The following is a 24,643-nucleotide window of genomic DNA, read 5'->3' as shown; positions in this document are numbered from 1 at the left end:
GCTTATCGCTCGCCGCGTACCACGCGCTCGATCTCTTCCCGCACAAGCCGCTCGACGAGCGTCGGCAAATTGTTGTCGAGCCAGTCCTGCAGCATCGGGCGCAGCAGTTCCGAAGCAATATCATCGAACGAGCGGCGCGGTTCAGCCCTGACCGCATGATTCAAATCCTGAAACGCAGCAGCTACCTGACGTTCCGCGATCTGCGACAACATATGGGCAGAAGGCTGCGGCTTTGCAACGGCTTCTGTAAGCGGGGCGGCAGCCTTGGGCTGGACAGGAACTTCCTGCTCGATTTCCGCATCGGGTTCCGGTTCCAGCAAGGTATCGACCGCCTTTGCAATCTCCGCTTCAACCGAAAGGTCCATTTCTTCCAGCGAAATATCCGTTGCGGCGGGCTGTTGCGGATGTGCCAGAGCCTCGGGGTTGGAATGATCGTCATTCTCGGCGTTGAGAACAACTTCATCCTCATCCTCGGCCTCGATTGCCGGTTCGGGCGCTGGCGGCACCGGCTCGCTGATCGGGCCGCGCAATGTCGGTTCGTCCTGGAACACATTGCGCATCATTGCGGGCCTCTCCGGCTGCGCAACGGGTTGCTCGGTGACCGGACGACGGAACTCGGCAACCTCTCCGCGAACCTGAGATGCCATCGGCGCGGGCTGGCGGGTGACATCGCTGTCTTCAATGATCCTGCGGATGGACGCGAGAATCTCTTCCATCGACGGTTCACGTGCTGCGCTGGATGTCTGTGCCATGGCTAATCCGCTTTCCTGTATTGCGACATTGTCTGCAAAAGACAGAGAATCAATGGATTAAGGGTAGCGGACGATCCCCCGTTTGAGAATCCCCACGCAGGACACGTGCTCTCAAACTCACAGCTTTATGGATTTGTTAAGAATTGGCGATGCCGCGAGAATCCCGAATCGACGGCAAAATAAAAGGCACCCGAAGGTGCCTTTCAATTCTCATTCCACACAAATGATCAACGGCCGTCCGGCGTGCGCAGGCCGAACCACTTGTCCTTGACGGCGTTGTAGTGCTCTTCCGGCTTGTATTCGGCAACCTGCAGCCCCATCTGGCTGGCGGTCATGCGACCGGTCGCGTTCAGAAGCGCATAGCTGGCAACAATGACGTTACGCTCGGATTCGACCAGAGCGATCTGCGCCGTGATGAGATCGTTTTGCGCATTCAACACGTCGAGCGTGGTGCGCTGCCCCACCTTGCGTTCCTCGATGACGCCATCGAGAGCAAGCTGTGCGGCAGAAATACCGTCCCGATTTGCCTTGACCGACGCACGGGCAGCTTCAAGCTGTGACCAAGCCGAACCTATCGCTTGCCGAACCTGATCGCGAACCACGTCGACTTCGATACGCGCCTGACCAAGCTGCTCCTTGGACTGGCGGACCTGTGCCGAAGTGCGGCCACCGGTATAGATCGGAATGCTCACACCAACACCGATGGAAGCCGAATTACCGTCGGTCTGCGAACCGCCCTCACCGGCATAAGTATCGAGGCGGCTGGCGCTTGCTGTAAGCCCGACGGAAGGAAGCAGAGCGCCTTCCTTGGCCTTTACGTTATATCCGGCAGCATTGACGGCGTACTGCGTCGCGAGGATGCCCGGATGGCCAGCAATCGCGATGGAGAATGCCTGATCCGGCGAGGCTGGCAGATTTTTGGCTGCCGCAGCCGTTGCAAGCTTGTCCGGCTGAACGCCGATCACCTGCACGTAGGTTGCTTCTGCCGACTTGACATCCGCACGTGCAGAATTGAGCGCAGCAACCGCATTCGAGCGGCTGGCGTCTGCCTGGGCAACGTCGGTGCGCGTACCCTCACCCACGTCGAGGCGAGCGCGGGCTGCACGAACCTGTTCGTTCAGGGCTGCAAGGTTGCGTTCACGCAGGGCCGCGATCTGGCGAGCGCGATAGACATCCATATAAGCGGTCACCGCCTCATAGAGTCTGTTCTGCTCTTCATTGCGGAGGTTCTCGCGCTGGGCAAAGACCTGTGTCTCGGCGGCGGCGACATTGTTCTTGGTTTGAAATCCATCGAACAGCATCTGGTTCAGCTCAATGCCGAATGTGCCTGTCGTACGATATCCCCGGCTTGAAGGGGTCTTGCCGCGCCCTACGTTATAAGAACCCGTAATCTGCGGGCGATAACCGGACTTGGCAATCGCCACGCCTTCATCCGTAACGCGGACGCCTGCGCGGGAGTAGTTCAGGTTAGCATTGTTCTTGTAAGCCTTGACGAGAGCGCCGGTCAACGTCTCCGAGAACGCCGCCTGCCCCGTTAAAATGGTGCCAGACAACAATGCTGCGGCCGCTACCAGTCCTTTGCACGTTTTGAACACCGGGTACCTCATTATAAGAACAAACGAATCCAACTATCGAACCGATTGGTTCGGGCAAATCCTAATAACCTCTAAATTCGGTTATTTCCATTGCCCCCGCCAGAGCTTGCACAAACAAATTCCACAGCGTTGCAGAATTGTATCATCCGCTAAAATTAAAACTCGAACTGCGGAATCCGTTCAAAGCCCGGTAGCGGACGAACCGCAGTGTTGAACACACCGCGTCCTGATGCAACACCATTTTCTTTAACGTAAATCCGCGCAACTCCGGCATTCCCGCGCCCTTCAACGGCAACGAGACGTCCGCCGTCCCTCAACTGGGCGAGAAGTGCGTCCGGGATGAAGTCGACGGCGCCCTCAATGACGATCACGTCATAAGGTGCTTCCGAAGGATAGCCTGCCTGCAGTTCGCCTGAAACGATCACAACATTGTCATAGCCCAATTCTGCGAGACGGGCAGTGGCGGCAGCAGACAATACGGAATCACTTTCGAGGCCGATGACCGAACCGGCCAGCTTGGAAAGGATGGCGGAGGAATATCCGGTGCCGCAGCCGACATCGAGAACGACGTCCGTGTTCTTGATGCTTGCGAGCTGCACCAGCTTGGCGAAAGGCGAAGGCTCCATCAGATAGCGAGGCTGCTTGCCTTCGCTTTCGAGAAGCTGGTCTTCGTCAATATAGGCAAGGACCTGACGGGCCGCCGGAACGAACGCCTCACGCGGGACGGTCAGGAAAGCATCGATCACTGCCAGATCGGTTACATCCGTCGTGCGGATCTGGTTGTCGACCATCTTTGTGCGAAGATCCTGGAAATCGGCTGCCATAGCCCTAAACCCTTCCTTATCGCGAAGTGCGATGTTTCATGCCATTGGAGCGCCCTGCATCCTGCCGGAGCACCATAAACGAGATTTGCCGTTGATGTGGCAAAAATCGCGGGTCCAGTCAATGAAACACAGCATTAGCGGCATTTATGCTCACTGTTACCCGACCAGAGCGCCGGGAGTTCACCGGGCGCGCCCGAGTTCACTCCATATGAGTGCTACGGCGCGTCGGAACATGAAAATGCCGGAAAGCCCTCCGCTTCCCGGCATCTGTTCTCGACGCACAGCCTAGCCGGAACTGCATCATGCTTCCGGGGATGGCTCTATCTTCTGCAGCGCATTGAAACAAGCGCAGCCGAAATCACATTATTGAGCGTTTGCCGCTGGAAACCCGGCTGCAGCCAGGGCGGAGAGCACTCTATCCTGGGGAACGTTTCCGCCGAACTCGACTTCCTTCTTTTCGAGGTCGATTTCGATGGGCGCCGTTGCATCAAGTCCGCGCAAGGCGGCTGTAACGCTATCGGCGCAACCGCCACATTTCATCTTGGGAATGGAAAACTTCATCAAATCAGTCACTCCTTCTAGGGATGGCCATAAGATGGAGCTTCCCATCGTGGCAAGGTCAAGGGCCTTTTTGCCATTTCGATTCAAGGCGCTTCGCAGGTCTCCGGCACGCTTTTTTCCAGTTCAAGCGGGGACTTGGTGAGCGAGCCAGTCATGATCTGCATCGGCTTGAAGGGCGGGTCCTCCTGCATGGCAGGATTTGTAAGGTGAATCGTATAGCAGCCTGTAAAGACTTCCTTCTTGCCATCCGCCGTTTCCGCTTCGATGGCCACGGGCTGGCTCCAGTAAATCTGCCCCGCCCCCGGGTCGGGATCGGTCTTCCGCAACGCTACCTTCACGCTCTTGGTGTTTTCATAACCTTTCAGGAAGGTCTTGAAGTCCGGCTCCCGTCCCTCTTCGGAATAATAGCCATAGGCCCGCGCATATTCCTTGCGGTTGATCGCATTGTAATAGGATTCGATGAGCGCCTGTGGAGTGGAACGATCGTCGCGATAATCCGGAACCGTCACGCCTCCGGCGGCATCCTGCGTCTGTTCGGAGGGCTTGGTTTCCTGAACCGGCTCGGGAGCATTATCGTGCTTTTCCTGGACGTTTCTCGGCGTTTCTTCAGGCGCGCCCTTCGGCGGGTTCTGCGCCAGGGCGCCTCCGGCTGCAAAGCCTGCTGACCCTGCACCCAGAAGGCCGATCACGGCAGCCAGCATGAGAGGTTTCATCCGGTCATTCGACATACGCTTCTCCTCTTCCGAGCAATATTTTGCAGAGCGTTTCGGGACGCTCCCGATTTGGTGTATTGCAGTAATGATGTTACAACACTAACTATAGTGAAAACGTGGCAATCGCAGAGGAAACTCAGCCTGTTGCGACAAGACTGGACGATTCTCCGTCCATAAGCCAGTACGATACCGGAAGAGAGAAAATGGGCCGTTTCGCAGTCATGACGCTAACCGACAAAGCAGCTGATCGCGTCCGCGAGATCATCGCATCGCGGGACGGCGCCCTGGGTATCCGGGTAGGCGTGAAAAAGGGCGGCTGCGCCGGGATGGAATATACCATCGATCTCCTCACCGAAGCCAAGGCTGGCGACGATGTCATCGAGAAGGATGGCGCGAGAGTTTACATCGCGCCGGAGGCCGTTCTTTTCCTGCTCGGCACCCAGATGGACTTCGAGGTAACGACCCTTCGCACGGGTTTTGTCTTCAACAATCCGAACCAGACCTCGGCTTGCGGATGCGGTGAGTCTGTTGAAATCAAAGCCGCCTCTCCGGAAAGCCTGCGCCAGATGCAGGGCGCAGCCTGACGCCAGACAAAGGTCCGCCTGCCGATGGATGACGAAGTTCTCCGCGATCTGTTGCAGGACTTTGGTCCCGTCACCATCCGCCGCATGTTCGGCGGCAAGGGCATCTATCATCAGGGCATGATTTTTGCGCTCGTCGTTCGCGACGAGCTGCTCTTCAAGGCTGACGAAGCAACCATTCCTCAATTTATTGACGCTGGCGCGACCCAATGGACCTACGAAGGACGCAAAGGCGGCGAACCTGTTGCCATGCCCTACTGGAGCGTGCCAAGTGAAGCTTTCGATGATCCGGAAGTGATGACGCGCTGGGCCCGCCTCGCCTATGACGCGGCCTTGCGAAGCGAAAAAACCAAGCCCAAAAAGAAATCGGCTGCAAAGCGCTCGCTTGCAGCCGATTGAACATTCTCAGTTTTCTTCCGTCAGATTCCGGTCGGAATCAGCATGAAGGCCGGGATATCGTTGCCGAAGCCAACAGGCGACGGGCCGTCATCGTCACGATCACGACGGCGCTTCTGTTCGTGCTGCGGCTTGCCGCGGCGCTCGTCATTGGAAGCGCGGATCGCATCGCGGCGGTCACTGGTTTCAATGACCGGCTGGGGCTGCTCGGCAGGATCAACGATTTCCGCAGGCTTGGCCTTCGCCTTGTCCTTCGGCTTTTCCTTGCCCTTGGCGTCCTTGCCTTTGCCGCGCGCATTCTTGCCCTTGCGCTGATCGTCCGCCTCGTCGGAGGCCGGCAGGGTGGACAGATCACCGTCCAGCCATTCGATCTTTTCACCGATCATGTCTTCGATAGCAGTCAGATATTTCGTATCCGAAGGCGTCACGATGGTGAAGGCCTTGCCGGAACGGCCCGCGCGACCGGTACGGCCGATGCGGTGAACATAGTCTTCCGAATGGATCGGAATATCAAAATTGAAAACGTGGCTCACATCAGGAATATCGAGACCACGGGCGGCCACGTCGGACGCGACCAGCAACTGCAGTTTGCCGTCCTTGAAATTGGACAGCATGGTCATGCGCGCGCGCTGATCCATGTCCCCATGCAGGGCTCCGGCGTTGAATTCATGCCGCGTCAGCGAGCGGAACAACTCTGATACGTCCTTCTTGCGGTTGCAGAAGATAATTGCGTTCTTGAGCGTATCGCCTTCGGCGCGGATGAGATCGCGCAGCACCGCACGCTTGTCCCAATCCTTCTTGGTGGATTTCACCAGGCGCTGGGTGACGGTCTTGGCCGTCGATGAGGCCTTTGCGACCTCGACGCGCGTGGGAGAATGCAGGAACTGTTCGGTCAGCTTGGTGATTTCCGGCGGCATGGTGGCCGAGAAGAAAAGCGTTTGACGCGTGAACGGGATGAGCTTGCAGATACGCTCGATGTCTGGAATGAAGCCCATGTCGAGCATGCGGTCGGCTTCATCGATGACGAGAATTTCGACACCGGTCAGGAGCAGCTTGCCGCGCTCGAAATGGTCGAGCAGGCGGCCAGGTGTCGCGATAAGGACGTCCGCGCCGCGCTCCAGCTTGCGTTCCTGGTCATCGAACGAAACGCCGCCGATCAGAAGAGCCACATTCAGTCGCTGATTGATGCCGTATTTGGCGAAGTTTTCCTCGACCTGCGCGGCGAGTTCACGGGTCGGCTCCAGAATGAGCGTGCGAGGCATGCGCGCCCGCGCCCGGCCCTTTTCCAGAAGCGTCAGCATGGGAAGCACGAAAGAGGCCGTCTTTCCGGTTCCCGTCTGCGCTATGCCCAGAACATCCTTGCGTTCAAGGGCTGGAGGAATGGCTCCGGCCTGGATGGGCGTGGGCGCAGTATATCCTGCCGCTTCAACAGCGGCGAGCACTTTCGGGGAAAGACCGAGTTCGGCAAATGTCGTCAATGGAGGCGCAGCTCTCTGGTTTGGAAATGGTTTCCACCCATCCTGTCATTGCAGCCGCGTCATCGGGCGCAGGAACCAAGGCAGAATAAGGCGTCTGCAACGCAATATGCGTTTTCTTGCAGCATCGCCTACGTCTACAGCGTGCAAAAGTCAACTAAAATACCATCGAAAGATATCAAATTGCTTCAATCATGCTGCAACAATCGAAATCAACGTCGAACATGAACAAATTTATTCAAATTATCAAAAGCTAAAAAGCAACCGGCACTGCTCAGGTCGCGCGCCCTTTTCCTGCCAGAACTAATGCCTGAACTGTTCCGTCAGGATGCGTTCATCCCATGAATGATTGCGATCAAAAAGAATGGCGACTTGGCTGTTCGGCGCTTCCCGCACCGTGACGGAGCGAACCGATTTGACTTCATTATTGTCCGCGACTGCGTTGACGGGACGCTTTTCGGTTTCCAGCAGATCCATACGAACGGTCACATGCTTGGGCAGCAGCGCCCCGCCCCACCGACGCGGGCGAAACGGGCTTACCGGGGTCAACGCCAGAAGCGGCGCCTCAAGCGGCAGGATCGGGCCTTGCGCCGAGAGATTGTAGGCGGTGGAGCCCGCTGGCGTCGCAACCATTACACCATCGCAAACAAGTTCATCGAGCCGCACCTTGCCGTCGATCGTTATCCTGATCTTGGCGGCCTGATAGGACTGGCGGAACAGGGAAACTTCGTTGATCGCCAATGCTTCGAACGATTGTCCGGATTCCGTTTCTGCGATCATGACGAGCGGGCGAATGGTTTCCATCTGAGCGGCCAGAATCCGGGCTGGCAGGTCGTCCACGCTAAACTCGTTCATGAGAAAGCCAACCGACCCGCGATTCATGCCATAGATCGGCGTGCCGCTGCTCATGAAGTCGCGCAAGGCTTGCAACATGGTTCCATCACCGCCAAGCGCGACAATGATGTCGGCGTCTTCCGCCGCCACATGGCCGTAGCGAGCCACCAAATCCTTTTGTGCGAGCAGTGATTCTTCGGTTCCTGATGACAGAAAATGCAGCGCGAGCGATTTATCTTCCATGTTTACAGTCCCGAATCCGGCCCAACTCTGACAAGTTTGCCACTGTTTTCCCAACCCGCTATTGGCTATCACATGAAAAACCCGGTTGCCATGACCTGCTTGCGACGAATTTTCGTTTTACAGTCGCTGCATTTGTGCTAATCGGGCGCAAGTGCCCTTATAGCTCAGTTGGTAGAGCACCTGATTTGTAATCAGGGGGTCGGGAGTTCGAGTCTCTCTGGGGGCACCAACAAATCCTCTTATTTGGAGGATTGTGCTTTTGTTACAATGACATAAGCTGGCGACAACACCTCCCACCTAGATCCTCACTGTTATCATTACAGCGCGCCGCAAGGCGAGGTGTTCATTGTGGAACATCCTCCACATCTGGCCACATTTTTGATTTCTGGATTCGAGTGCGCCTCCGCTTCGAGCCGAATTTCTGCCAGTTACACAATATCTCCGTGCAGGATCTCTGCGCGATTTCGCTTACTTAATTCTGCCCAACTTTAACCATAGTAATACTGAATATTTCTTTATTATATTTCTATACCCTAAAATATTTAGATATGTCTATAATAGAGATTTATAAATGGAAAAAGTTAGTATTATTATTGCGACTATTACGCGCAATAGACCAAGAATGCTTGCAAATCTTTATTTGTCTTTATGCGATATGGACTTTCCGGATTCTTTGAAAATCGAATTTCTTGTTGTCGAGAATAATACGGTCAGCACCTTGGATGGCTGGCTTGCCGAGATGAGGCCGAAAATTTACCCATACCCGGTGCTTTATTTGCTCGAAACAAGCATCGGCATTTCGTCTGCACGTAATCGCGCCCTTGAATTTGCTGAACAGGCGGGAGCGGATTTTCTTGTTTTTGTAGACGATGACGAGACCGTCGCAACCGACTGGCTGAAGCAACTGCTGGCCGAGCAGCAGCGCATGAATCTCGATATCCTTGGCTCCCCGGTACGGCCAAGGCCGTTCAATCCGCAACTGAATATCTGGCAAAACCTGATCTGGTCCGGCGTTGAGAAAAACAGCGTCAAAGCTGAACTGCGTGCGCGTCAGAAGTGGCAGGAAAACAAGGCCGACGCCATCAAGGTTGCAACCGGCAGCTGGATGGGAAGGCTCGACTTCTTTCGAAGAACGGGGTTACGGTTTGATTCGCAATTGGGTCTGACGGGCGGAGAAGACTGGAACCTGTGGCTTAAAGCCAAAAAACTTGGCGCCAGAACCGGCTGGGCGCCCGACGCGATTGTCTATGAAACCGTCCCCTGCTGCCGGATTAGCTTTTCTTACCATTTCCGCCGGAACCGGGATCATAATGCGAGTGAATTCGCGCTCCAATACAGAGTGAACCGCTGGCGGGCAATAAAGCAGTTTCCAGTCAGGTTTCTTAGCCGATTATGGAAACTGCTGAGTGCAACCTTTACCCTGCCCTTCAAGGGTGGACAGGGACTGGTTTCATTCGCTACGGCATTGGGAGGCGTTTCTGGGCTGCTTCAGGCATGCTGGGGCAAGCAATCCCTGCATTATTCGAAGACAACCGGCTTTTGAAAGCGTTCCTCCCGGGGCCGGCTCTCGACTTCGGGAGGAAGAGAGACTGATTTCAGTACCAGCCGACAGCCACCTGCGCCTCTTCGGACATACGGTCCGCGGTCCATGGCGGATCGAACGTCATGGTGACTTCCACCATTGAAACACCTTCGACCGCGCCGACGGCATTCTCGACCCAGCCGGGCATCTCGCCCGCCACAGGGCAGCCGGGAGCCGTCAGCGTCATCTCGATCTTCACGGTGCGATCATCTTCGATGTCGATCTTGTAGACGAGGCCCAGCTCGTAGATATCGGCTGGAATCTCCGGATCATAGACCGTTTTCAAGGCCGCAATGATGTCATCCGTCATGCGCAGGAGTTCTTCCTGCGGGATGGCGGAGGCAGAAAAGGCGGTTCGATCCTCAGTTTTCTGTTCCATGTCGGTCATCCGAAAAACTTCCTTGCCTTTTCCAAGGCTTCCGCCAATGCATCCACTTCAGCGCGGGTATTGTACAGGGCGAAGGATGCACGGCATGTAGATGTAACACCGAAGCGTTTCAAGAGCGGCTGCGCGCAATGCGTTCCTGCACGCACCGCTACCCCTGCCCGGTCGATCACCATCGACACGTCATGCGCATGAATTCCTTCAAGCGCAAACGAGATGATGGCTCCCTTGCCCGGCGCATTGCCAAAAATGCGCAAGCTGTTGATGCGTCCAAGCTGTTCGTGGGCGTAATCACGCAAGTCCTCCTCGTGAGCGAGGATCGCGTGACGGCCGATCTTTTCCATATATTCAAGTGCCGCGCCAAGACCGATAGCCTGAACAATCGGAGGCGTGCCTGCCTCGAAACGGTGCGGCGGATGATTATAGGTGACGTATTCTTCCGTCACCTCTTCGATCATTTCACCGCCGCCCTGGAAAGGACGCATCTTCTCGAGCATTTCCGACCGGCCATAGAGCACGCCGATGCCGGATGGGCCGTAAACCTTGTGGCCGGTAAAGACATACCAATCGCAGCCGAGATCCTGCACATCGACAGGAAGGTGCACAGCGCCCTGGCTGCCATCGACCAGAACAGGAATACCGCGCGCATGGGCGAGTTCCACGATCTTCTTTATCGGCGTCACCGTGCCAAGCGCATTCGACATATGCGTGATCGCGACCAGCCTGGTGCGTTCCGTCAGGCGCTTCTCGAACTCTTCGATGTGGAAGGTACCTTCGTCGTCCACCGGTGCGAACACGAGCTTCGCACCCTGTCTTTCGCGAATGAAATGCCACGGAACGATGTTGGAGTGATGCTCCATGATCGAAAGCAGGATTTCATCACCCTCACCGATATTCGGCATGCCATAGCCATAGGCGACCGTGTTGATCGCCTCGGTCGCGTTTTTCGTGAAGACGATTTCGTCAACCGAACCGGCGTTCAGGAAACGGCGCACCGTCTCACGCGATTTTTCATAGGCATCGGTTGCCGCATTCGACAAAAAATGCAGCCCGCGATGAACATTGGCATACTCGTTGGAATAAGCGTGAGCAACCGCGTCGATGACGCTCTGCGGCTTCTGCGCCGATGCGCCATTGTCGAGATAGACGAGCGGCTTGCCGTGCACTTCGCGCGAAAGGATCGGAAAATCCCGGCGGATCGCTTCGACGTCATAGCGCGCTAAAAGCGGATTCTTATGGTCCATGATCGTTCCTCTTGCCGTTTCGGCAGGAAAAGGCGGAGCGTATATTCACACGCTCCGCCTCAATCAATCAGGCATGGCTGGCGAGCCAGTTGGACAGCACTTCTTCCAGTGCCTCAACCAGCGTTTCGTCTTCCAGCTCTTCGATAATCTCGGCGATGAAAGCCTTGATCAGCAGGCCACGAGCCTCGTTTTCCGGAATGCCTCGGGCCATCAGGTAAAACAGATAGTCCTTCGACAATTCGGTAACCGTCGCACCATGGCCGCAGGCCACGTCATCGGCAAAGATTTCGAGTTCCGGCTTGGCATCGAACTCGCCTTCATCCGACAGCAGCAGCGTGTTGCAGGCCATGCGGGCGTCGGTCTTCTGGGCGATCTGCGCAACGCGGATCATCCCCTGGAAGACGCCGCGCGCGCGGTCCTTGACCACATTGCGGACGATCTCGGTCGAACGGGTGTTCTCCACCAGATGGCCAACCGTCATGGTCACGTCGGTATGGCTGTCATCGGCCAGCAGGTTGAGGCCGCGCAGTTCGAAGTCGGAATCTTCTCCGGCCACGTTGACGTGCACTTCCTGACGCACGAGCTTGCCGCCCGCATTGATGATGTAAAGCGTCAGGCGGGAACCCTTGCCCATGGTCGCATTGAACTGCGAGAGCTGCGTTGCCTGACCGAAATCTCGCAGGATAACCCAGAGAATTTCAGCGCCATCGCCAACGGTTACATGGTTGACAGAAGTGGAGAAGGCATCGCCCTCGCCGCCATTCTGGCGTTCCACGATCGTGGCCTTGACATTGGCACCAATGCGAACCGGGAAACGTGTGTGTCCCTGTCCGGCCTTCTGGATATTCTGGAGTTCCAGCGGGGCCTCCAGTTCGGTGCCATCGGCAATCGAAACCATCCAGCCATCGCTGACATAGGCAGCGTTGATCTGGCCAATCGTATCGTCGAAGCCCCGTGACCGGAGCTGGGTGACGAGCGAGCCGTCAGCCAGCGCTTCGCGAACCGGCGTCAGCGACACGCCTTGGGGTGCATTCGCAGCAAGAGCAACGCCGTTGCTCGCAGCGACGATCGACGAACCGGCGATGAGCGCGGGCAATGCCTGCGTTCCCGCGGAGGTATCGAAGGGCGCCACGCCTTTCAGAAGCGTACGGAAATCCGTGTAGTGCCAGCTTTCGATGCGACGGGACGGAATGCCGTTTTCCTTGAGCGATTCAAGGGCCGCATCACGTGCAACGACAACATCGCCATTGCCCGGCAGGTCGCCCATGCGGTCGGCAAAGCTGTCGATCAGCGCAGTTTCAGCTGGCGTTCGCGGCTTGGCAGCCGGGGCGGTCTGGATATTCATGATCCATCCCTCCTCAGGCAGCTTCGCCGATTACGTCGGCATAACCGTTTTCTTCAAGATGCAACGCAAGGCTCTTGTCACCGGACTTAATGACCTGGCCCTTGTACAGAACGTGCACGCTGTCCGGAACGATATGCTCGAGCAGACGCTGATAGTGCGTAATGACGACCACGGCGCGATCTGGCGAACGCAGCGCGTTCACGCCTTCCGAAACGATCTTCAGCGCATCTATGTCGAGACCGGAATCGGTTTCGTCGAGGACGCAAAGGCTTGGCTCCAGAAGCTGCATCTGCAGAATTTCAGCGCGCTTCTTTTCGCCGCCCGAGAAGCCAACGTTAAGCGGGCGCTTGAGCATGTTCATGTCGATGTTGAGGCCGCCAGCGGCGTCCTTCACGCGCTTGATGAATTCAGGAATCTTCAGTTCTGGCTCGCCACGCGCCTTGCGCTGGCTGTTCATCGCAACCTTCAGGAATTCCATCGTGGCGACGCCCGGAATTTCCATCGGGTACTGGAAAGCCAGGAAGATGCCCTTGGCGGCGCGTTCGGCCGGGTCGAGTTCGAGGATCGACTCGCCGTTATAGAGAATGTCGCCTTCCGTCACTTCATAGTCCTCGCGACCGGCCAGGATATAGGAAAGCGTGGACTTGCCCGAACCGTTCGGACCCATGATCGCAGCAACTTCACCCTTGTTCACGGTGAGGTTCAGGCCACGGATGATCTCTGTATCCGTGTCGGCGATCTTTGCATGGAGGTTCTTGATCTCAAGCATGAATGTAAACCTTGTTCTAATGCCAGGAAAAGGCTGGCCAGAAAATCTGATGCGAGATGGAATGGGCGCGTCGGTTAACCGACGCTGCCCTCAAGCGAAATGCCGATAAGCTTCTGGGCTTCGACGGCGAATTCCATCGGCAGTTCCTGAATGACTTCCTTCACGAAGCCATTGACAATGAGAGCGATTGCCTCCTCTTCCGGAATGCCGCGCTGCATCACATAGAACAGCTGGTCTTCCGAAATCTTGGAGGTGGTTGCCTCGTGTTCGAACTGCGCCGTGGCGTTTTTCGCCTCGATATACGGCACCGTATGCGCGCCGCAATCATTGCCGATCAGGAGCGAGTCGCACTGGGTAAAGTTACGGGCATTCTCAGCCTTGCGATGGGCCGAAACCTGTCCGCGATAGGTGTTGTTCGACTTGCCGGCCGAAATACCCTTGGAGATGATGCGGCTCGACGTGTTCTTGCCGAGGTGCAGCATCTTGGTGCCGGAGTCGATCTGCTGATGGCCGTTGGAAACGGCAATCGAATAGAACTCACCGCGCGAATTATCGCCACGCAGAATGCAGGACGGATATTTCCACGTAATTGCGGAACCGGTTTCTACCTGGGTCCACGAAATCTTGGAATTATCGCCACGGCAATCGCCACGCTTGGTAACGAAGTTATAGATGCCGCCCTTGCCATCCTTGTCGCCGGGGAACCAGTTCTGGACCGTCGAGTACTTGATTTCGGCGTTTTCGAGCGCAATCAGCTCAACGACAGCCGCGTGCAGCTGGTTTTCGTCACGCTGAGGTGCGGTGCAACCTTCGAGATAGGAAACATACGCGCCTTCATCGGCGATGATGAGCGTTCGTTCAAACTGACCGGTGTTCTTTTCGTTGATGCGAAAATAGGTCGAAAGCTCCATCGGGCAGCGAACGCCCTTCGGAACATAGACAAAAGAACCGTCCGTGAAGACAGCCGAATTCAGCGTCGCATAATAGTTGTCCGAAACAGGAACCACAGAAGCCAGATACTTCTGCACCAGTTCGGGATGCTCGCGGATCGCTTCGGAAATCGAGCAGAAAATCACGCCAGCTTTGGCGAGTTCTTCCTTGAAGGTCGTGACGACCGAAACGCTGTCGAACACGGCATCAACGGCCACACGGCCCGACGCATAGACATTATCGGACGGATTTCCGTCGATTTCGCTCGGCTCGCCCTGTTTGCGAACGCCAGCAAGAATTTCCTGCTCGCGCAGCGGAATACCAAGCTTTTCATAGGTCTTCAGCAGTTCCGGATCGACTTCATCCAGCGACTTCGGACCGGACTGGTTTTTCGGCGCCGCATAGTAATATGCGTCCTGGAAATCGATCTTCGGATAATCGACGCGAGCCCAGGTCGGCTCTTCCATGGTGAGCCAGCGTTCATAGGCCTTCAAACGCCATTCCAGCATCCATTCCGGCTCGTTTTTCTTGGCGGAAATGAAGCGGATAATATCTTCGTTAAGGCCCTTGGGGGCCTTCTCAGCTTCGATCGTCGTCTCGAAGCCATACTTGTACTGGTCCACGTCAAGGCCGCGGACCTGATCAATGGTCTCCTGCACTGCAGGCATCGGCGTTCTCCATCCTCGTCGGGGTCAAGGCCCGACAGTTGCAAACGTCAAGGCGATAATAGTCTTGATTACCGTCTCGATATAGTGTGCGTGGCCCTTCTTTAAAACCTCTCTAAACTGAATTTCAAGCGCCGGGTGTAAATTTGCCCGAAAAAATGCCGATTAAAACAATCAACTTATAAAAATCCCCCGTGAAACAGCGTTTTCAGGTAACATGCGTCCCCGGGCGGCACTTCAATTTCGGCTTGGCGTCAGGCTCTTTTCGCGCGGCGCTCGACAATTTTGCGGAACACTTCGAGAAATGCATCGACCTGATCGGGCGTTGCGGTCGGCTCCAGTGAAACGCGGATTGCCCCCAGACTGTCTCCGTATCCCATTGCCGACAGCACATGACTGGGACCGACTTTGCCAGACGAGCAGGCCGAACCCGCTGAAAGAGCGACCCCGCCAAGATCAAATGCGATCTGCACGGTTTCGGCCTTCTGTCCTTCGAGGGAAAAGAATGTGGTGTTCGGCAGTCTATCGACCGATTGGCCATAGATCACCGCGTCTGGAGCAATTGCGGTCAGCCCTGCTTCCAGCCTGTCCCGCATTGCCGGAGACCAGCCATCCCCGTCCAGCCGCGCTTTGGCGACATCAGCCGCAGCCCCAAAACCGGCGATCAGCGGCAGGGCTTCGGTTCCCGCTCTATGCCCCTTCTCCTGCCCCCCACCGCGAACAAGCGCGCGCGGCATCATGAGATCGGAAACGGCAATGATGGCGCCGACACCTTTCGGTCCGCCGATCTTGTGTGAGGAGATTATGAGATAATCACCGCAATTATCTGAAATGTCTAATTTAATGCGTCCAGCGGCCTGCACGGCATCGACGATGTAAATACCGCCAGCAGCTTTCACAATAGCGGCGATTTCCGCAACGGGCTGGATGATCCCCGTTTCATTATTGGCAGCCTGTATCGCCACGAGCGGCAGGCCGGCGCTTTTGTCGTGACGGCCGAGGGCAGCCTTCAGGGAATCAAGCTCCACTATGCCGTTTGCGTCGACCGGCAGCACCGTGACGTCCTGCGGGGCAAACTGGCCACCGGACAGCATGCATGGGTGCTCCGTCCCGCTCACATAGAGATGCGACAGGCGGACCGGCGACCGCCCCATCATGTAGTGCGGCGTCAGCAGCGTCGAAGCGGCTTCTGTTGCACCTGATGTAAAGAAAACATGGTCCGGCCTAGCATTGACGAGCGCGGCAACGCTGCGACGCGCTGCTTCAACGAGCGCGCGTGCGGCGCGGCCTTCGCGATGCACGGAGGATGGATTTCCGGTGACGCCGAGTGCGTTGACGACCGCATCCCGCGCCTCTTCAAGCAACGGAGCACTGGCATTATAGTCCAGATAGAGCCTCTTGCCGCTCCCGTTCACCGTACCTATCTCCTAAACAAAATTCTGGAAGCGCAATTTTCTTGAATTTTCAATCAAGAAAAGCCTATTAAGCCCCCATAGGAACTGAAACTCGCTTTCAGTCTGTCGAAATTTCAAACCGGTTCTAGAAGCGGCGTCCAACAACGTCAAGTTTCGCCGTCCAGATCCGGTCTTCCCGTTACGAGCGGAGTACACATGCCAGAAGTCATTTTCAACGGCCCTGCCGGACGCCTCGAAGGTCGCTATCAGCCTTCCAAAGAAAAGAATGCTCCAATCGCGCTCATCCTTCATCCGCACCCGCAGTTCGGCGGCACGATGAACAACAAGATCGTCTATGATCTTTTCTACATGTTCCAGCAGCGCGGCTTCACGACGTTGCGCTTCAACTTCCGCGGTATTGGACGCAGCCAGGGCGAATTCGACCACGGTGCGGGGGAGCTGTCGGATGCGGCAAGCGCTCTCGACTGGGTGCAGGCGCTTCACCCCGACTCCAAGACGTGCTGGGTCGCCGGTTACTCGTTCGGCGCGTGGATCGGCATGCAGCTTCTGATGCGCCGCCCGGAAATCGAAGGTTTCATTTCGGTCGCCCCGCAGCCGAATACCTATGATTTCTCCTTCCTGGCGCCCTGCCCGTCATCCGGCCTCATCATCCATGGCGATAACGACAAGGTCGCGCCGCCGAAGGACGTGCAGGCTCTGGTCGACAAGCTGAAGACCCAGAAGGGCATCACAATCACCCAGACCACGATTCCGGGAGCAAACCACTTCTTCACCGGTCAGGGCGATGAACTCATCGAGGATTGCGCCGAATATCTTGATCGCCGTTTGGCTGGCGAACTGGTGGAAGCGCGTCCGAAGCGCCTTCGCTAACAAACAATCCGGCAAGTCGTTTTCCAGATTTGCAGCGTCTCATCCGGCGGGTCTCCCGCCGGATTTTTCATGCGATGCTACCATCGCCGCCAAATGATTCGTCCTTTCACATCCATCTCACGAGCGTGACATGCCGGTTTATGCTATCCTCGCTATCGCCATCGTGTCCGAAGTCATCGGAACGCTCAGCCTCAAGGCGTCCGAAGGCTTTACCCGGCTCGGACCATCCATGATCGTCATCGTCGCTTATGGACTGGCCTTCTATTTTCTTTCCCTGACGCTGAAGAGTATTCCCGTCGGTATCGCCTATGCGGTATGGTCTGGAATAGGCGTGACGCTCGTTGCTTTGATCGGGTGGCTATTGTTCGGCCAGAAGCTCGACCTCGCCGCCGTGCTCGGCATGGGATTGATCATTGCCGGTGTCATTGTGCTCAATCTGTTTTCAAGCACCGCACAACACTGAGGCCAACGCCAGTTCCCCCAATAGATGAAGCCAAATTACCGGTTTGCAATCCGCCAATTCGGGAGTTTCCTTGTTATTGGCGGTTGATTGGTGCTAAAGGCGGACTTATCACATGGGTGTAAGCAGCCGCTTGCGACCAGTTTCAACTTCGCCTTATCAGTCAGGGAAAAGGAATGTCCGGTTTCAAATCCGATTTTCTTCGCACGCTTTCCGAGCGTGGCTTCATTCATCAGATTTCCGATGAAAGTGGCCTCGACGAATTGTTGGCCAAGGAAACCGTGACGGCCTATATCGGCTTCGACCCCACGGCTCCGAGCCTTCATGCAGGCGGACTGATCCAGATCATGATGCTGCACTGGCTCCAGCAGACCGGCCACAGGCCCGTCGCGCTTATGGGCGGCGGCACCGGCATGGTTGGCGACCCGTCCTTCAAGGACGAAGCCCGCAAGCTGATGACAGAGGACACTATTGCCGAGAACATCGCTGGCATCAAGCGTGTCTTCGCCAACTACCTTACCTTTGGTGATGGCCCGACCGACGCCCTGATGGTCAACAATGCCGACTGGCTGCGCAACATCAACTATCTGGAATTCCTGCGCGATGTGGGCCGTCATTTCTCGGTCAACCGCATGCTTTCGTTCGATTCGGTGAAGACGCGCCTCGATCGTGAGCAGTCACTGTCATTCCTCGAATTCAACTACATGATCCTTCAGGCCTATGATTTCGTGGAACTGAACAAGCGCCACGACATTCGCCTCCAGATGGGCGGTTCGGATCAGTGGGGCAATATCATCAACGGTATCGATCTCGGTCACCGTATGGGAACGCCACAGCTCTACGCCCTCACCTCGCCGCTGTTGACGACGGCATCCGGCCAGAAGATGGGCAAGTCGCTTGGCGGCGCCATCTGGCTGAACGCGGAAATGCTGAGCGCCTATGATTTCTGGCAATACTGGCGCAACACGGAAGATGCGGACGTGGAGCGGTTCCTGAAGCTCTATACGGCACTTCCGCTGGACGAGATCGCCAAGCTGGCCACTCTTGAAGGTGTTGAAATCAACGAGGCGAAGAAAATCCTCGCGACGGAAGTAACGGCCATGCTGCATGGACGTGACGCAGCCGAGGAAGCCGCGGAAACGGCGCGCAAGACCTTCGAGGATGGCGAACTGTCGGAAAACCTCCCGACGGTCGGCGTTCACAAGGCAACACTGAATAGTGGCATCGGTGTTCTGGCGTTGATGGTTCTCGCTGAACTGTGCACGACCAATGGCGAAGCCCGTCGCCATGTTGAAGGCGGCGCGGTGCGCATCAATGACGAGCCGGTCAGTGATCCCCGCATGATGGTCGACGCTGGTGCTCTGAACGATCAAGGCGTCATCAAGCTGTCGCTGGGCAAGAAGCGTCACGTGCTGATCCGTCCAGCATAAGCTGGACGATCATGGAATGAACAAAGCCGGGCCTTGCGCCCGGCTTTGTTATGAGAGGCATCGTTAAAGCGGGAAAGCTTGTCGGCGGATTACCGTTCGTTATATCCGAGCAATTGCTTGGTACGTGCTTCTATGACTTTCGCCCGGCAAGCCGGAAACGAAAGCACCTGTCCTTCACGTCCCCAATCGCCATTCGCGTAGAATTTGCAGGACGCTTCCTTGTAGCTGTTCCAAAGGCGCTGTTCGGCCAGCAAATCAGTCTTTGTCTGCCCATCGGCCTGACCGTAGGTCTTCTTCCATGCCGCGTTCAGCGCACTGTCGGCCCGCTTCACCCACGCGCCGCCACACTCCGCCCAAGCGGAGTTTGTTCCATCGGATTGCTGAATGCATTTGTCGTAGACAGAGTCCGCATTCGCATGCACCGCCGGCAGCAAGAAAGCCAGTGTCAGAAAGATTCGTTTCATCGTGTGCAACCTCGTTCAGATCGGCCGTTTTGCGTTAGAACTCGAATATGGAGCGGAATATGCCGGGAGCGATGACTGAAATCGGGTTGACGATCACCTGGGGCTGCTTGGCGCTGCCAGCAAGCTTGTAGGTAATCCCGATCAAGCCACGGTCGCGTCCGTTGCCGAGCAACGCACCTACGATAGGAAGTTCGCCGAACAGCCGGTTGACACCGTAAGCGGGCATGAATGTGCCGGTGATGGACATGTTGCCTTGCTGGTCATAGAGCGTTCCCTGGAAGGTCGTACCGACGGCGGGTCCTCGCACAACTCCCTTCGACAGGTTCAGGTAGCCATTGCCCTTTTCGATCAGCGAGAAACCGCGCTCCACGTCAACACGTGATACGTCGATATCGCGTTTTACGGCCTGATTGAGACTTGTGCCCCATCCGAGGGTGGGCTGGAAACGATCTTGGCCAGACGCGGTTCGTTGATAATGGCAAAGTTGCGTGCGTCGATCTGGCCGCGCAAAGGGCCGTTGCCCTGTGCTGCAAGCCCGACTGTGATCTTGCCGCCGCGCATCTTGTCATAGAAGTCGAAAAAGCGAAGAACCGCGCCAGCATCGTTCGACTGAAGCGAAATGGAGCGCGCATCGCCCTGATCGTTGTTCGTCGCCACGAATGACTCACCGGATGATGTAACAGCGTTGACCGACACGCCCGAAACCTTGCTGCCAGCACTTTCATAGGAAACATTGACGTTGCGTAGCGTTTCGCCGTTAAAGCCTCCGACCTCGTCGATCTGCGCGCTTACAACCACGCGTGGGTTGCTGGATTTGCTGCCGCTTCCGCTTTTTCCCCCAAGGTCCGAGACCTGTTTGATGAGGGCGCGCGCATCGAATTGCGAGCCGCGCACATTGACACGATAGCTGTTGCCGCTCTTCGTCGCCTTGACCGCCAGGCTATCGTTTCTGTTCAGGCGTATCTCGCTGAAATTCGCGGACTGGAAGTCGCCTTTCGCGATCGATAGATCGCCCTTTGCGCCGAAGGCATCCCCGGAAAAAACAAGATTATGGATGTCCATCTTGCTTTTGTCGTCAGGGCTCTGGACCAAATCGAAGGTGGCTTTCGCGGGTATGCCCGCACCTTTGCGCCATCCGAGCCAGGGAAGGTCAATCTGGGTCTTGCCGAGATCGGCCGAAACATGGCGCTTCCCGCCGTCCTCCATTCCGAGGTCAACCGACATTGGGCCGGAAAAGATGGAGTTCAGCCCCGGAAAGACCGCGTTGCGGGCCTTGTCGTCAATGTCCAGCCGGACCTTCTGCTCGCGTTTGACCGGACCGGACCGATCGACCGGCTCGACCAGATTGATCTTTGCAGAAACACCGTCGAGCATCGCATCGGCGGTGATATTGGCGGCTGACTGATCGACCTTGATGCTGCCCGTCGCATCGCTGACGGACGAGCCCGCTATCGGCTTCGAAATATTGAGACCTGTAAAGCCAATATCGGCATTCCAGCGAAGCGTGCCGGGCGGCGGATCCTTGGAGACGGCAAAGTTTACTTTGACGCGCGATTTCACATCGCCAGTCACATCTCCCGGCTGAAAAGGCACACTCTTCAGGACGTCGATTGGCTTGTTCCCGGCAATTTCCGCAATGGCCGCAGCTTCGCCGGAGACACCGAGATCCAGTTCTGCGATAACCGGGCGTTGCGGTCCCCACGGAATGATGAGCGTACCGTCCGACACATCAACCTTGCGGTTGTTCGGCGTATAGGCCACGCCTTTCAAAAGCTTGATCGTCGTATAGGCCCCACGGACCGATATTTCACCCTCGGCGTCCCGCACGGGGGGCAGTTCTCCCACCACATCGAAGCGTGTGTCGACGACCTTGAAATCCGCCTTGATTTCATCGCCCGTCAGCGGCGGCGGCAAGCCCGGCCCGTTGAAACGGCCGCCCGCGAGCGAAATATCGATGCGGCTGTCCTTGAGCGTCCCGCCGAAAAGGTTTTTCAACACCCATTCTCGGGCGCCGTCCGCAACATCGATAGGCCAGAGATGCTTGGCGTCGGCCACAGGCATCTTGGGAATGCGCAGCAAGAAGATCATTTCCGGCGAACCGGCCCCGAATGCCATGCTTCCCTGACCAAAGAGCTGACCGTTCTCCGTCTGCACATCGAGATTTGCAAACTGGATGCGTTGCTGATCGGCCATGTAGCGCCCCGCTATCCGTGTTGCGAAGGATAACGGCGGATCGGTCGATTCCGACGGCATGCTCGTCGCCGAAGTGGTGAGCACCTCAAAGCGATACGTAGGCCCGCCCGTATTGCTTTCGGTTTCCGGCTCGGGTCCAAAAGCACCGTTGAACTGTGCCTGCAAACCGCCAAGCTGCAGGCGGGATGACTTGATCTCGATTTTACGGCTTCCGACCGCATGCTCAAGATTAAGGCGAACACCCCCGCGCACGTCCTCGACCTTGCCAAGTTGCATATCCAGATCATCAATGGCGAGTTCAGTCGCGAGACGTTCGGGCTTGTCGCCATCTGCAGCTGACCCCATCAGGGACAAGCGGGCCGATGCCTCAAGTTCGAAATGGGCCGGATTGACACGGTTGCCGTTTATGAGGGGAGCAACTTCCGGCGGGGAGCCTAGCGCAATGGGAATGTCGCGGATGTTCAGCTCAAAGCCCGCCAGGCTGTTATCGCCTGCATGCTGGTCAATCTTGCCATCCAGCGCAATTTTCTTGCCCTTCCAGATGACGCTGCCGGTGATGCCGATCTTCCCGCCTTCTTCGATCAGGCGGGCCTCCTCGATGTCCAGAACCTGCTGCTCATCGCCAACCTTGAAAGCGACGGTACTGTTGAAAATGCCGATGACATGCGTGTCCTGCGCGCGCAAAAGCTCCAGGCTGCGGCGCATGGCAGCAAAAAGCTCGCCTGAAACCGCGTCGAAATCGAGAATGCCGTTTTGATCGTAAGGCAGCGACTTCCAGAAACCCGGCCCCTCCGTTTCCGGCATTTCAAAGGACACACCATCCACTTCAAGCTGGGCGACGCGCACCTTGCCGGTCAAAAGCGGCAGCGGCGCCAATCCGAGACGCACCGATTTGATTCCGCTGATTTCCACGCCCTGCTTTGGATCGGCGATCGACACATCCCGGGCCTCGAGTGCAACATGGCTGTCCTGATCCAGCGACAGCGCCGCGCTACCTATGGAGGCCGATGCGCCTTCTCCAAGAATATGCGTCAGGCTTTTCTGCGCTTCGTCACGCAAAAGATTGCTGTCAACGCCGCTGCGAAGGATGACGAAACCGGCGCCTGTGATGAGAACCAGAAGAATGCAGACCGATAAAACTGCATGGGAACAGCGCGACAGAAAAGAGCGGCTCGAACGTGCCGGGCCGGGCAAAAAGCCTCCCTCGACATCAGCGGCGAGACGCTCGATTCTTTTCATCTCCCGCTTGCTGAAGCGGATCTTCTGCGGTTTCTCTGTCAACAACCCAGCCAGAAAAAGAGTGCCATGCCAAACGATCCCTCAGAATTTACTTTATTAAGTGATCGTAATCACCTGTTTTATAAGCAGTTTGTTACTTGTGCGACATGCATGAACTGGTAGCCTTGCGCATATCAACTACCGTCACGATGACGCCGTGAATGGTTGCACAAGCCTTGCCCGAATGCGATAGCTCAGACTGTAACAGGTGGTTTCCATCCTAATCCATAAAAGAAAGGCACAGATATGGCTCATCCCCAAGTTGGCGATCCGGCACCCGATTTCACTCTGCCTTCGGATAATGGCGAAATCTCCCTGTCGTCCCTTAGGGGCAAGCCGGTGGTCATCTACTTTTATCCAAAAGACGACACTTCCGGCTGCACCAAGGAAGCGATTGCCTTCTCCCAACTGAAGCCGGAATTCGACAAGATAGGGGTTCGCGTCATCGGCCTTTCTCCCGACAGCGCGACGAAACACGCGAAATTTCGCAAGAAGCACGACCTGACCGTCGATCTTGCTGCGGATGAAGACCGGGTAGCACTTGAAGTCTATGGCGTATGGGTGGAAAAAAGCATGTATGGCCGCAAATATATGGGCGTTGAACGCACAACGTTCCTGATCGATGCGCAAGGAAAAATCGCTCAGGTCTGGAACAAGGTGAAAGTAGACGGTCATGCCGATGCGGTTCTCGAGGCTGCACGCGCGCTTTGAACGATGACAAACAAGCCATCTTACGAACAGACGCTGCGCGGCAATGCCATCCGCGCCATATCCGCCAGCGATCTTGACGAAAAGGTCAGGCTGACACGAGAAACTGCCGCCCGTTGGTTTGGCCGCACACTGTCGGTTCGCAGTCCGCTCGATCCGCCCTTGCCCGAGCGTCCCGGACGGCCTGAAAAGCCGGAACTCGTACCTCCGCGGATGTTGAAGAAGCGATCGCTCAACACGGAACACGGGCGCATTGCCTTGATGCACGCCCTCGCCCATATCGAGCTGAACGCCATCGATCTTGCGCTGGACATTGTTGCCCGTTTCGCCGCCAAACCGATACCACGCAGTTTCTTCGACGGCTGGATGAAAGTCGCCGATGATGAAGCCCGGCATTTCACACTGCTGCGTGATCGCCTCAAGTCGTTGGGTGCGGATTACGGCGACATGCCCGCCCATGATGGGCTCTGGCAATCCGCCCACCAGACCCGCAACGATCTCGAAGCCCGCCTCGCTGTTGTACCGCTTATTCTCGAGGCTCGTGGGCTCGATGTGACGCCATCCTTGCTGGAGAAGATGATCGAGACTGGCGATCATGAGACCGCTGCAATTCTGGACGTCATCTACAATGACGAGAAAACGCATGTCGCCGTCGGCGCCAAATGGTTTCGTTTTTTCTGTGCCCGGAACAGAATCGACCCGGTCGCGAGATTTCAGGAGCTGGTGCGTGCAAATTTCCGCGGCGACCTGAAGCCGCCCTTCAACGAACTGGCTCGTGCCGAAGCGGGCTTGACCCCGTCCTTCTATCGTTCGCTGTCCCCGGTATCCATCTAGCCCTTATCCCGCCGACCCCTTCGGCAAAAACAAACCTCGTCGCACGGCCCGCGCAAGCTCCGAATGTAAAGGTCTGTTAACCCTAATAAGTTGTAAT

22 protein-coding genes, 1 tRNA gene and 1 pseudogene are annotated in these 24,643 nt (G+C 56.5%); 9 read left to right on the top strand and 15 right to left on the bottom strand.

From position 1 onward, the window contains the following. Positions 1–2: 2 nt before the first annotated feature. The 5 genes from ACS5UA_RS11640 to ACS5UA_RS11620 form a co-directional block, all read right to left on the bottom strand. Entirely contained in the window at positions 3–752 is a 750-nt protein-coding gene (locus ACS5UA_RS11640; protein ID WP_253177125.1) for a PopZ family protein, read from the bottom strand. A 227-nt stretch (positions 753–979) separates the two neighbouring features. Continuing rightward, positions 980–2,359, bottom strand: coding sequence for a TolC family outer membrane protein (locus ACS5UA_RS11635; protein ID WP_006472153.1), 1,380 nt, complete (start codon positions 2,357–2,359; stop codon positions 980–982). Between the two features lie 143 nt (positions 2,360–2,502). Then, positions 2,503–3,171, bottom strand: a complete 669-nt coding sequence (locus ACS5UA_RS11630; RefSeq protein WP_176056026.1) for a protein-L-isoaspartate O-methyltransferase family protein — start codon at positions 3,169–3,171, stop codon at positions 2,503–2,505. Between the two features lie 363 nt (positions 3,172–3,534). Continuing rightward, positions 3,535–3,735 carry a heavy-metal-associated domain-containing protein gene (locus tag ACS5UA_RS11625; protein ID WP_006472152.1) on the bottom strand — a complete coding sequence of 67 codons (201 nt, stop codon included), beginning with the start codon at positions 3,733–3,735 and terminating at the stop codon, positions 3,535–3,537. Between the two features lie 80 nt (positions 3,736–3,815). Continuing rightward, entirely contained in the window at positions 3,816–4,460 is a 645-nt protein-coding gene (locus ACS5UA_RS11620; protein WP_253177126.1) for a hypothetical protein, read from the bottom strand. Between the two features lie 188 nt (positions 4,461–4,648). Here ACS5UA_RS11620 and sufA point away from each other — a divergent pair, with 188 nt between their 5' ends. Together sufA and ACS5UA_RS11610 are read left to right on the top strand one after the other, a co-directional pair. Beyond that, entirely contained in the window at positions 4,649–5,029 is a 381-nt protein-coding gene (gene sufA / locus ACS5UA_RS11615) for a Fe-S cluster assembly scaffold SufA (protein ID WP_253177127.1), read from the top strand. A gap of 24 nt (positions 5,030–5,053) precedes the next feature. After that, on the top strand, positions 5,054–5,425 hold the full coding sequence (locus tag ACS5UA_RS11610; protein WP_253177128.1) for a TfoX/Sxy family protein: 372 nt from the start codon (positions 5,054–5,056) through the stop codon (positions 5,423–5,425). Between the two features lie 20 nt (positions 5,426–5,445). Here ACS5UA_RS11610 and ACS5UA_RS11605 read toward each other — a convergent pair whose 3' ends face one another. After that, entirely contained in the window at positions 5,446–6,900 is a 1,455-nt protein-coding gene (locus ACS5UA_RS11605) for a DEAD/DEAH box helicase (RefSeq protein ID WP_253177129.1), read from the bottom strand. 300 nt (positions 6,901–7,200) lie between these two features. Next, a complete protein-coding gene (locus tag ACS5UA_RS11600; protein ID WP_253177130.1) occupies positions 7,201–7,974 on the bottom strand; it encodes an NAD kinase in 774 nt (257 codons plus the stop codon). A gap of 153 nt (positions 7,975–8,127) precedes the next feature. Here ACS5UA_RS11600 and ACS5UA_RS11595 point away from each other — a divergent pair. Together ACS5UA_RS11595 and ACS5UA_RS11590 are read left to right on the top strand one after the other, a co-directional pair. Next, positions 8,128–8,203, top strand: a tRNA-Thr gene (locus ACS5UA_RS11595). A 342-nt stretch (positions 8,204–8,545) separates the two neighbouring features. Then, entirely contained in the window at positions 8,546–9,517 is a 972-nt protein-coding gene (locus ACS5UA_RS11590) for a glycosyltransferase family 2 protein (RefSeq protein ID WP_113464449.1), read from the top strand. Positions 9,518–9,569: 52 nt separating this feature from the next. Here ACS5UA_RS11590 and ACS5UA_RS11585 read toward each other — a convergent pair whose 3' ends face one another. From ACS5UA_RS11585 to ACS5UA_RS11560, 6 genes are all read right to left on the bottom strand, one after another. Continuing rightward, a complete protein-coding gene (locus ACS5UA_RS11585) occupies positions 9,570–9,944 on the bottom strand; it encodes an SUF system Fe-S cluster assembly protein (RefSeq protein ID WP_006466712.1) in 375 nt (124 codons plus the stop codon). After that, positions 9,941–11,185, bottom strand: a complete 1,245-nt coding sequence (locus tag ACS5UA_RS11580) for a cysteine desulfurase (RefSeq protein WP_006472144.1) — start codon at positions 11,183–11,185, stop codon at positions 9,941–9,943. Before ACS5UA_RS11580 ends, ACS5UA_RS11585 begins: the two co-directional genes overlap by 4 nt. 67 nt (positions 11,186–11,252) lie before the next feature. Continuing rightward, a complete protein-coding gene (sufD, locus tag ACS5UA_RS11575; RefSeq protein WP_006472143.1) occupies positions 11,253–12,530 on the bottom strand; it encodes a Fe-S cluster assembly protein SufD in 1,278 nt (425 codons plus the stop codon). Between the two features lie 13 nt (positions 12,531–12,543). After that, positions 12,544–13,299, bottom strand: a complete 756-nt coding sequence (gene sufC / locus ACS5UA_RS11570; RefSeq protein WP_006466709.1) for a Fe-S cluster assembly ATPase SufC — start codon at positions 13,297–13,299, stop codon at positions 12,544–12,546. 74 nt (positions 13,300–13,373) lie between these two features. Further along, entirely contained in the window at positions 13,374–14,897 is a 1,524-nt protein-coding gene (gene sufB / locus ACS5UA_RS11565; RefSeq protein WP_006466708.1) for a Fe-S cluster assembly protein SufB, read from the bottom strand. 251 nt (positions 14,898–15,148) lie between these two features. Continuing rightward, complete coding sequence (locus tag ACS5UA_RS11560) at positions 15,149–16,309, bottom strand: cysteine desulfurase family protein (RefSeq protein ID WP_006472142.1); 1,161 nt, start codon at positions 16,307–16,309, stop codon at positions 15,149–15,151. A gap of 195 nt (positions 16,310–16,504) precedes the next feature. Here ACS5UA_RS11560 and ACS5UA_RS11555 point away from each other — a divergent pair, with 195 nt between their 5' ends. The 3 genes from ACS5UA_RS11555 to tyrS all read left to right on the top strand — a co-directional run bounded on the left by ACS5UA_RS11555 (position 16,505) and on the right by tyrS (position 19,069). Beyond that, the gene (locus tag ACS5UA_RS11555; RefSeq protein ID WP_006472141.1) at positions 16,505–17,179 is read left to right on the top strand and encodes an alpha/beta hydrolase; all 675 of its coding nucleotides are present in this window, start codon (positions 16,505–16,507) and stop codon (positions 17,177–17,179) included. Between the two features lie 130 nt (positions 17,180–17,309). Further along, positions 17,310–17,642 carry a DMT family transporter gene (locus ACS5UA_RS11550; RefSeq protein ID WP_006466705.1) on the top strand — a complete coding sequence of 111 codons (333 nt, stop codon included), beginning with the start codon at positions 17,310–17,312 and terminating at the stop codon, positions 17,640–17,642. Between the two features lie 173 nt (positions 17,643–17,815). After that, the gene (tyrS, locus tag ACS5UA_RS11545) at positions 17,816–19,069 is read left to right on the top strand and encodes a tyrosine--tRNA ligase (RefSeq protein ID WP_253177131.1); all 1,254 of its coding nucleotides are present in this window, start codon (positions 17,816–17,818) and stop codon (positions 19,067–19,069) included. An 89-nt stretch (positions 19,070–19,158) separates the two neighbouring features. Here the strand turns inward: tyrS and ACS5UA_RS11540 are convergent, their stop codons facing one another. Beyond that, positions 19,159–19,533 carry a lysozyme inhibitor LprI family protein gene (locus tag ACS5UA_RS11540; protein WP_151567832.1) on the bottom strand — a complete coding sequence of 125 codons (375 nt, stop codon included), beginning with the start codon at positions 19,531–19,533 and terminating at the stop codon, positions 19,159–19,161. A 34-nt stretch (positions 19,534–19,567) separates the two neighbouring features. After that, positions 19,568–22,965 (bottom strand): annotated as a pseudogene (locus tag ACS5UA_RS11535) (RNA-binding protein). Between the two features lie 285 nt (positions 22,966–23,250). Between ACS5UA_RS11535 and bcp the strand changes: the two are divergent. Together bcp and ACS5UA_RS11525 are read left to right on the top strand one after the other, a co-directional pair. Then, positions 23,251–23,715, top strand: a complete 465-nt coding sequence (bcp, locus tag ACS5UA_RS11530; RefSeq protein ID WP_241084349.1) for a thioredoxin-dependent thiol peroxidase — start codon at positions 23,251–23,253, stop codon at positions 23,713–23,715. A 3-nt stretch (positions 23,716–23,718) separates the two neighbouring features. Then, a complete protein-coding gene (locus ACS5UA_RS11525) occupies positions 23,719–24,546 on the top strand; it encodes a ferritin-like domain-containing protein (protein WP_021585083.1) in 828 nt (275 codons plus the stop codon). Positions 24,547–24,643 lie beyond the last annotated feature (97 nt).

It is taken from the genome of Brucella sp. RRSP16 (genome assembly GCF_052246815.1).
In the GTDB taxonomy this organism is placed as follows: domain Bacteria; phylum Pseudomonadota; class Alphaproteobacteria; order Rhizobiales; family Rhizobiaceae; genus Brucella; species Brucella intermedia.
Note: the sequence above shows the minus strand (reverse complement) of the source record. Positions and strands in the feature narration are given on the sequence as shown.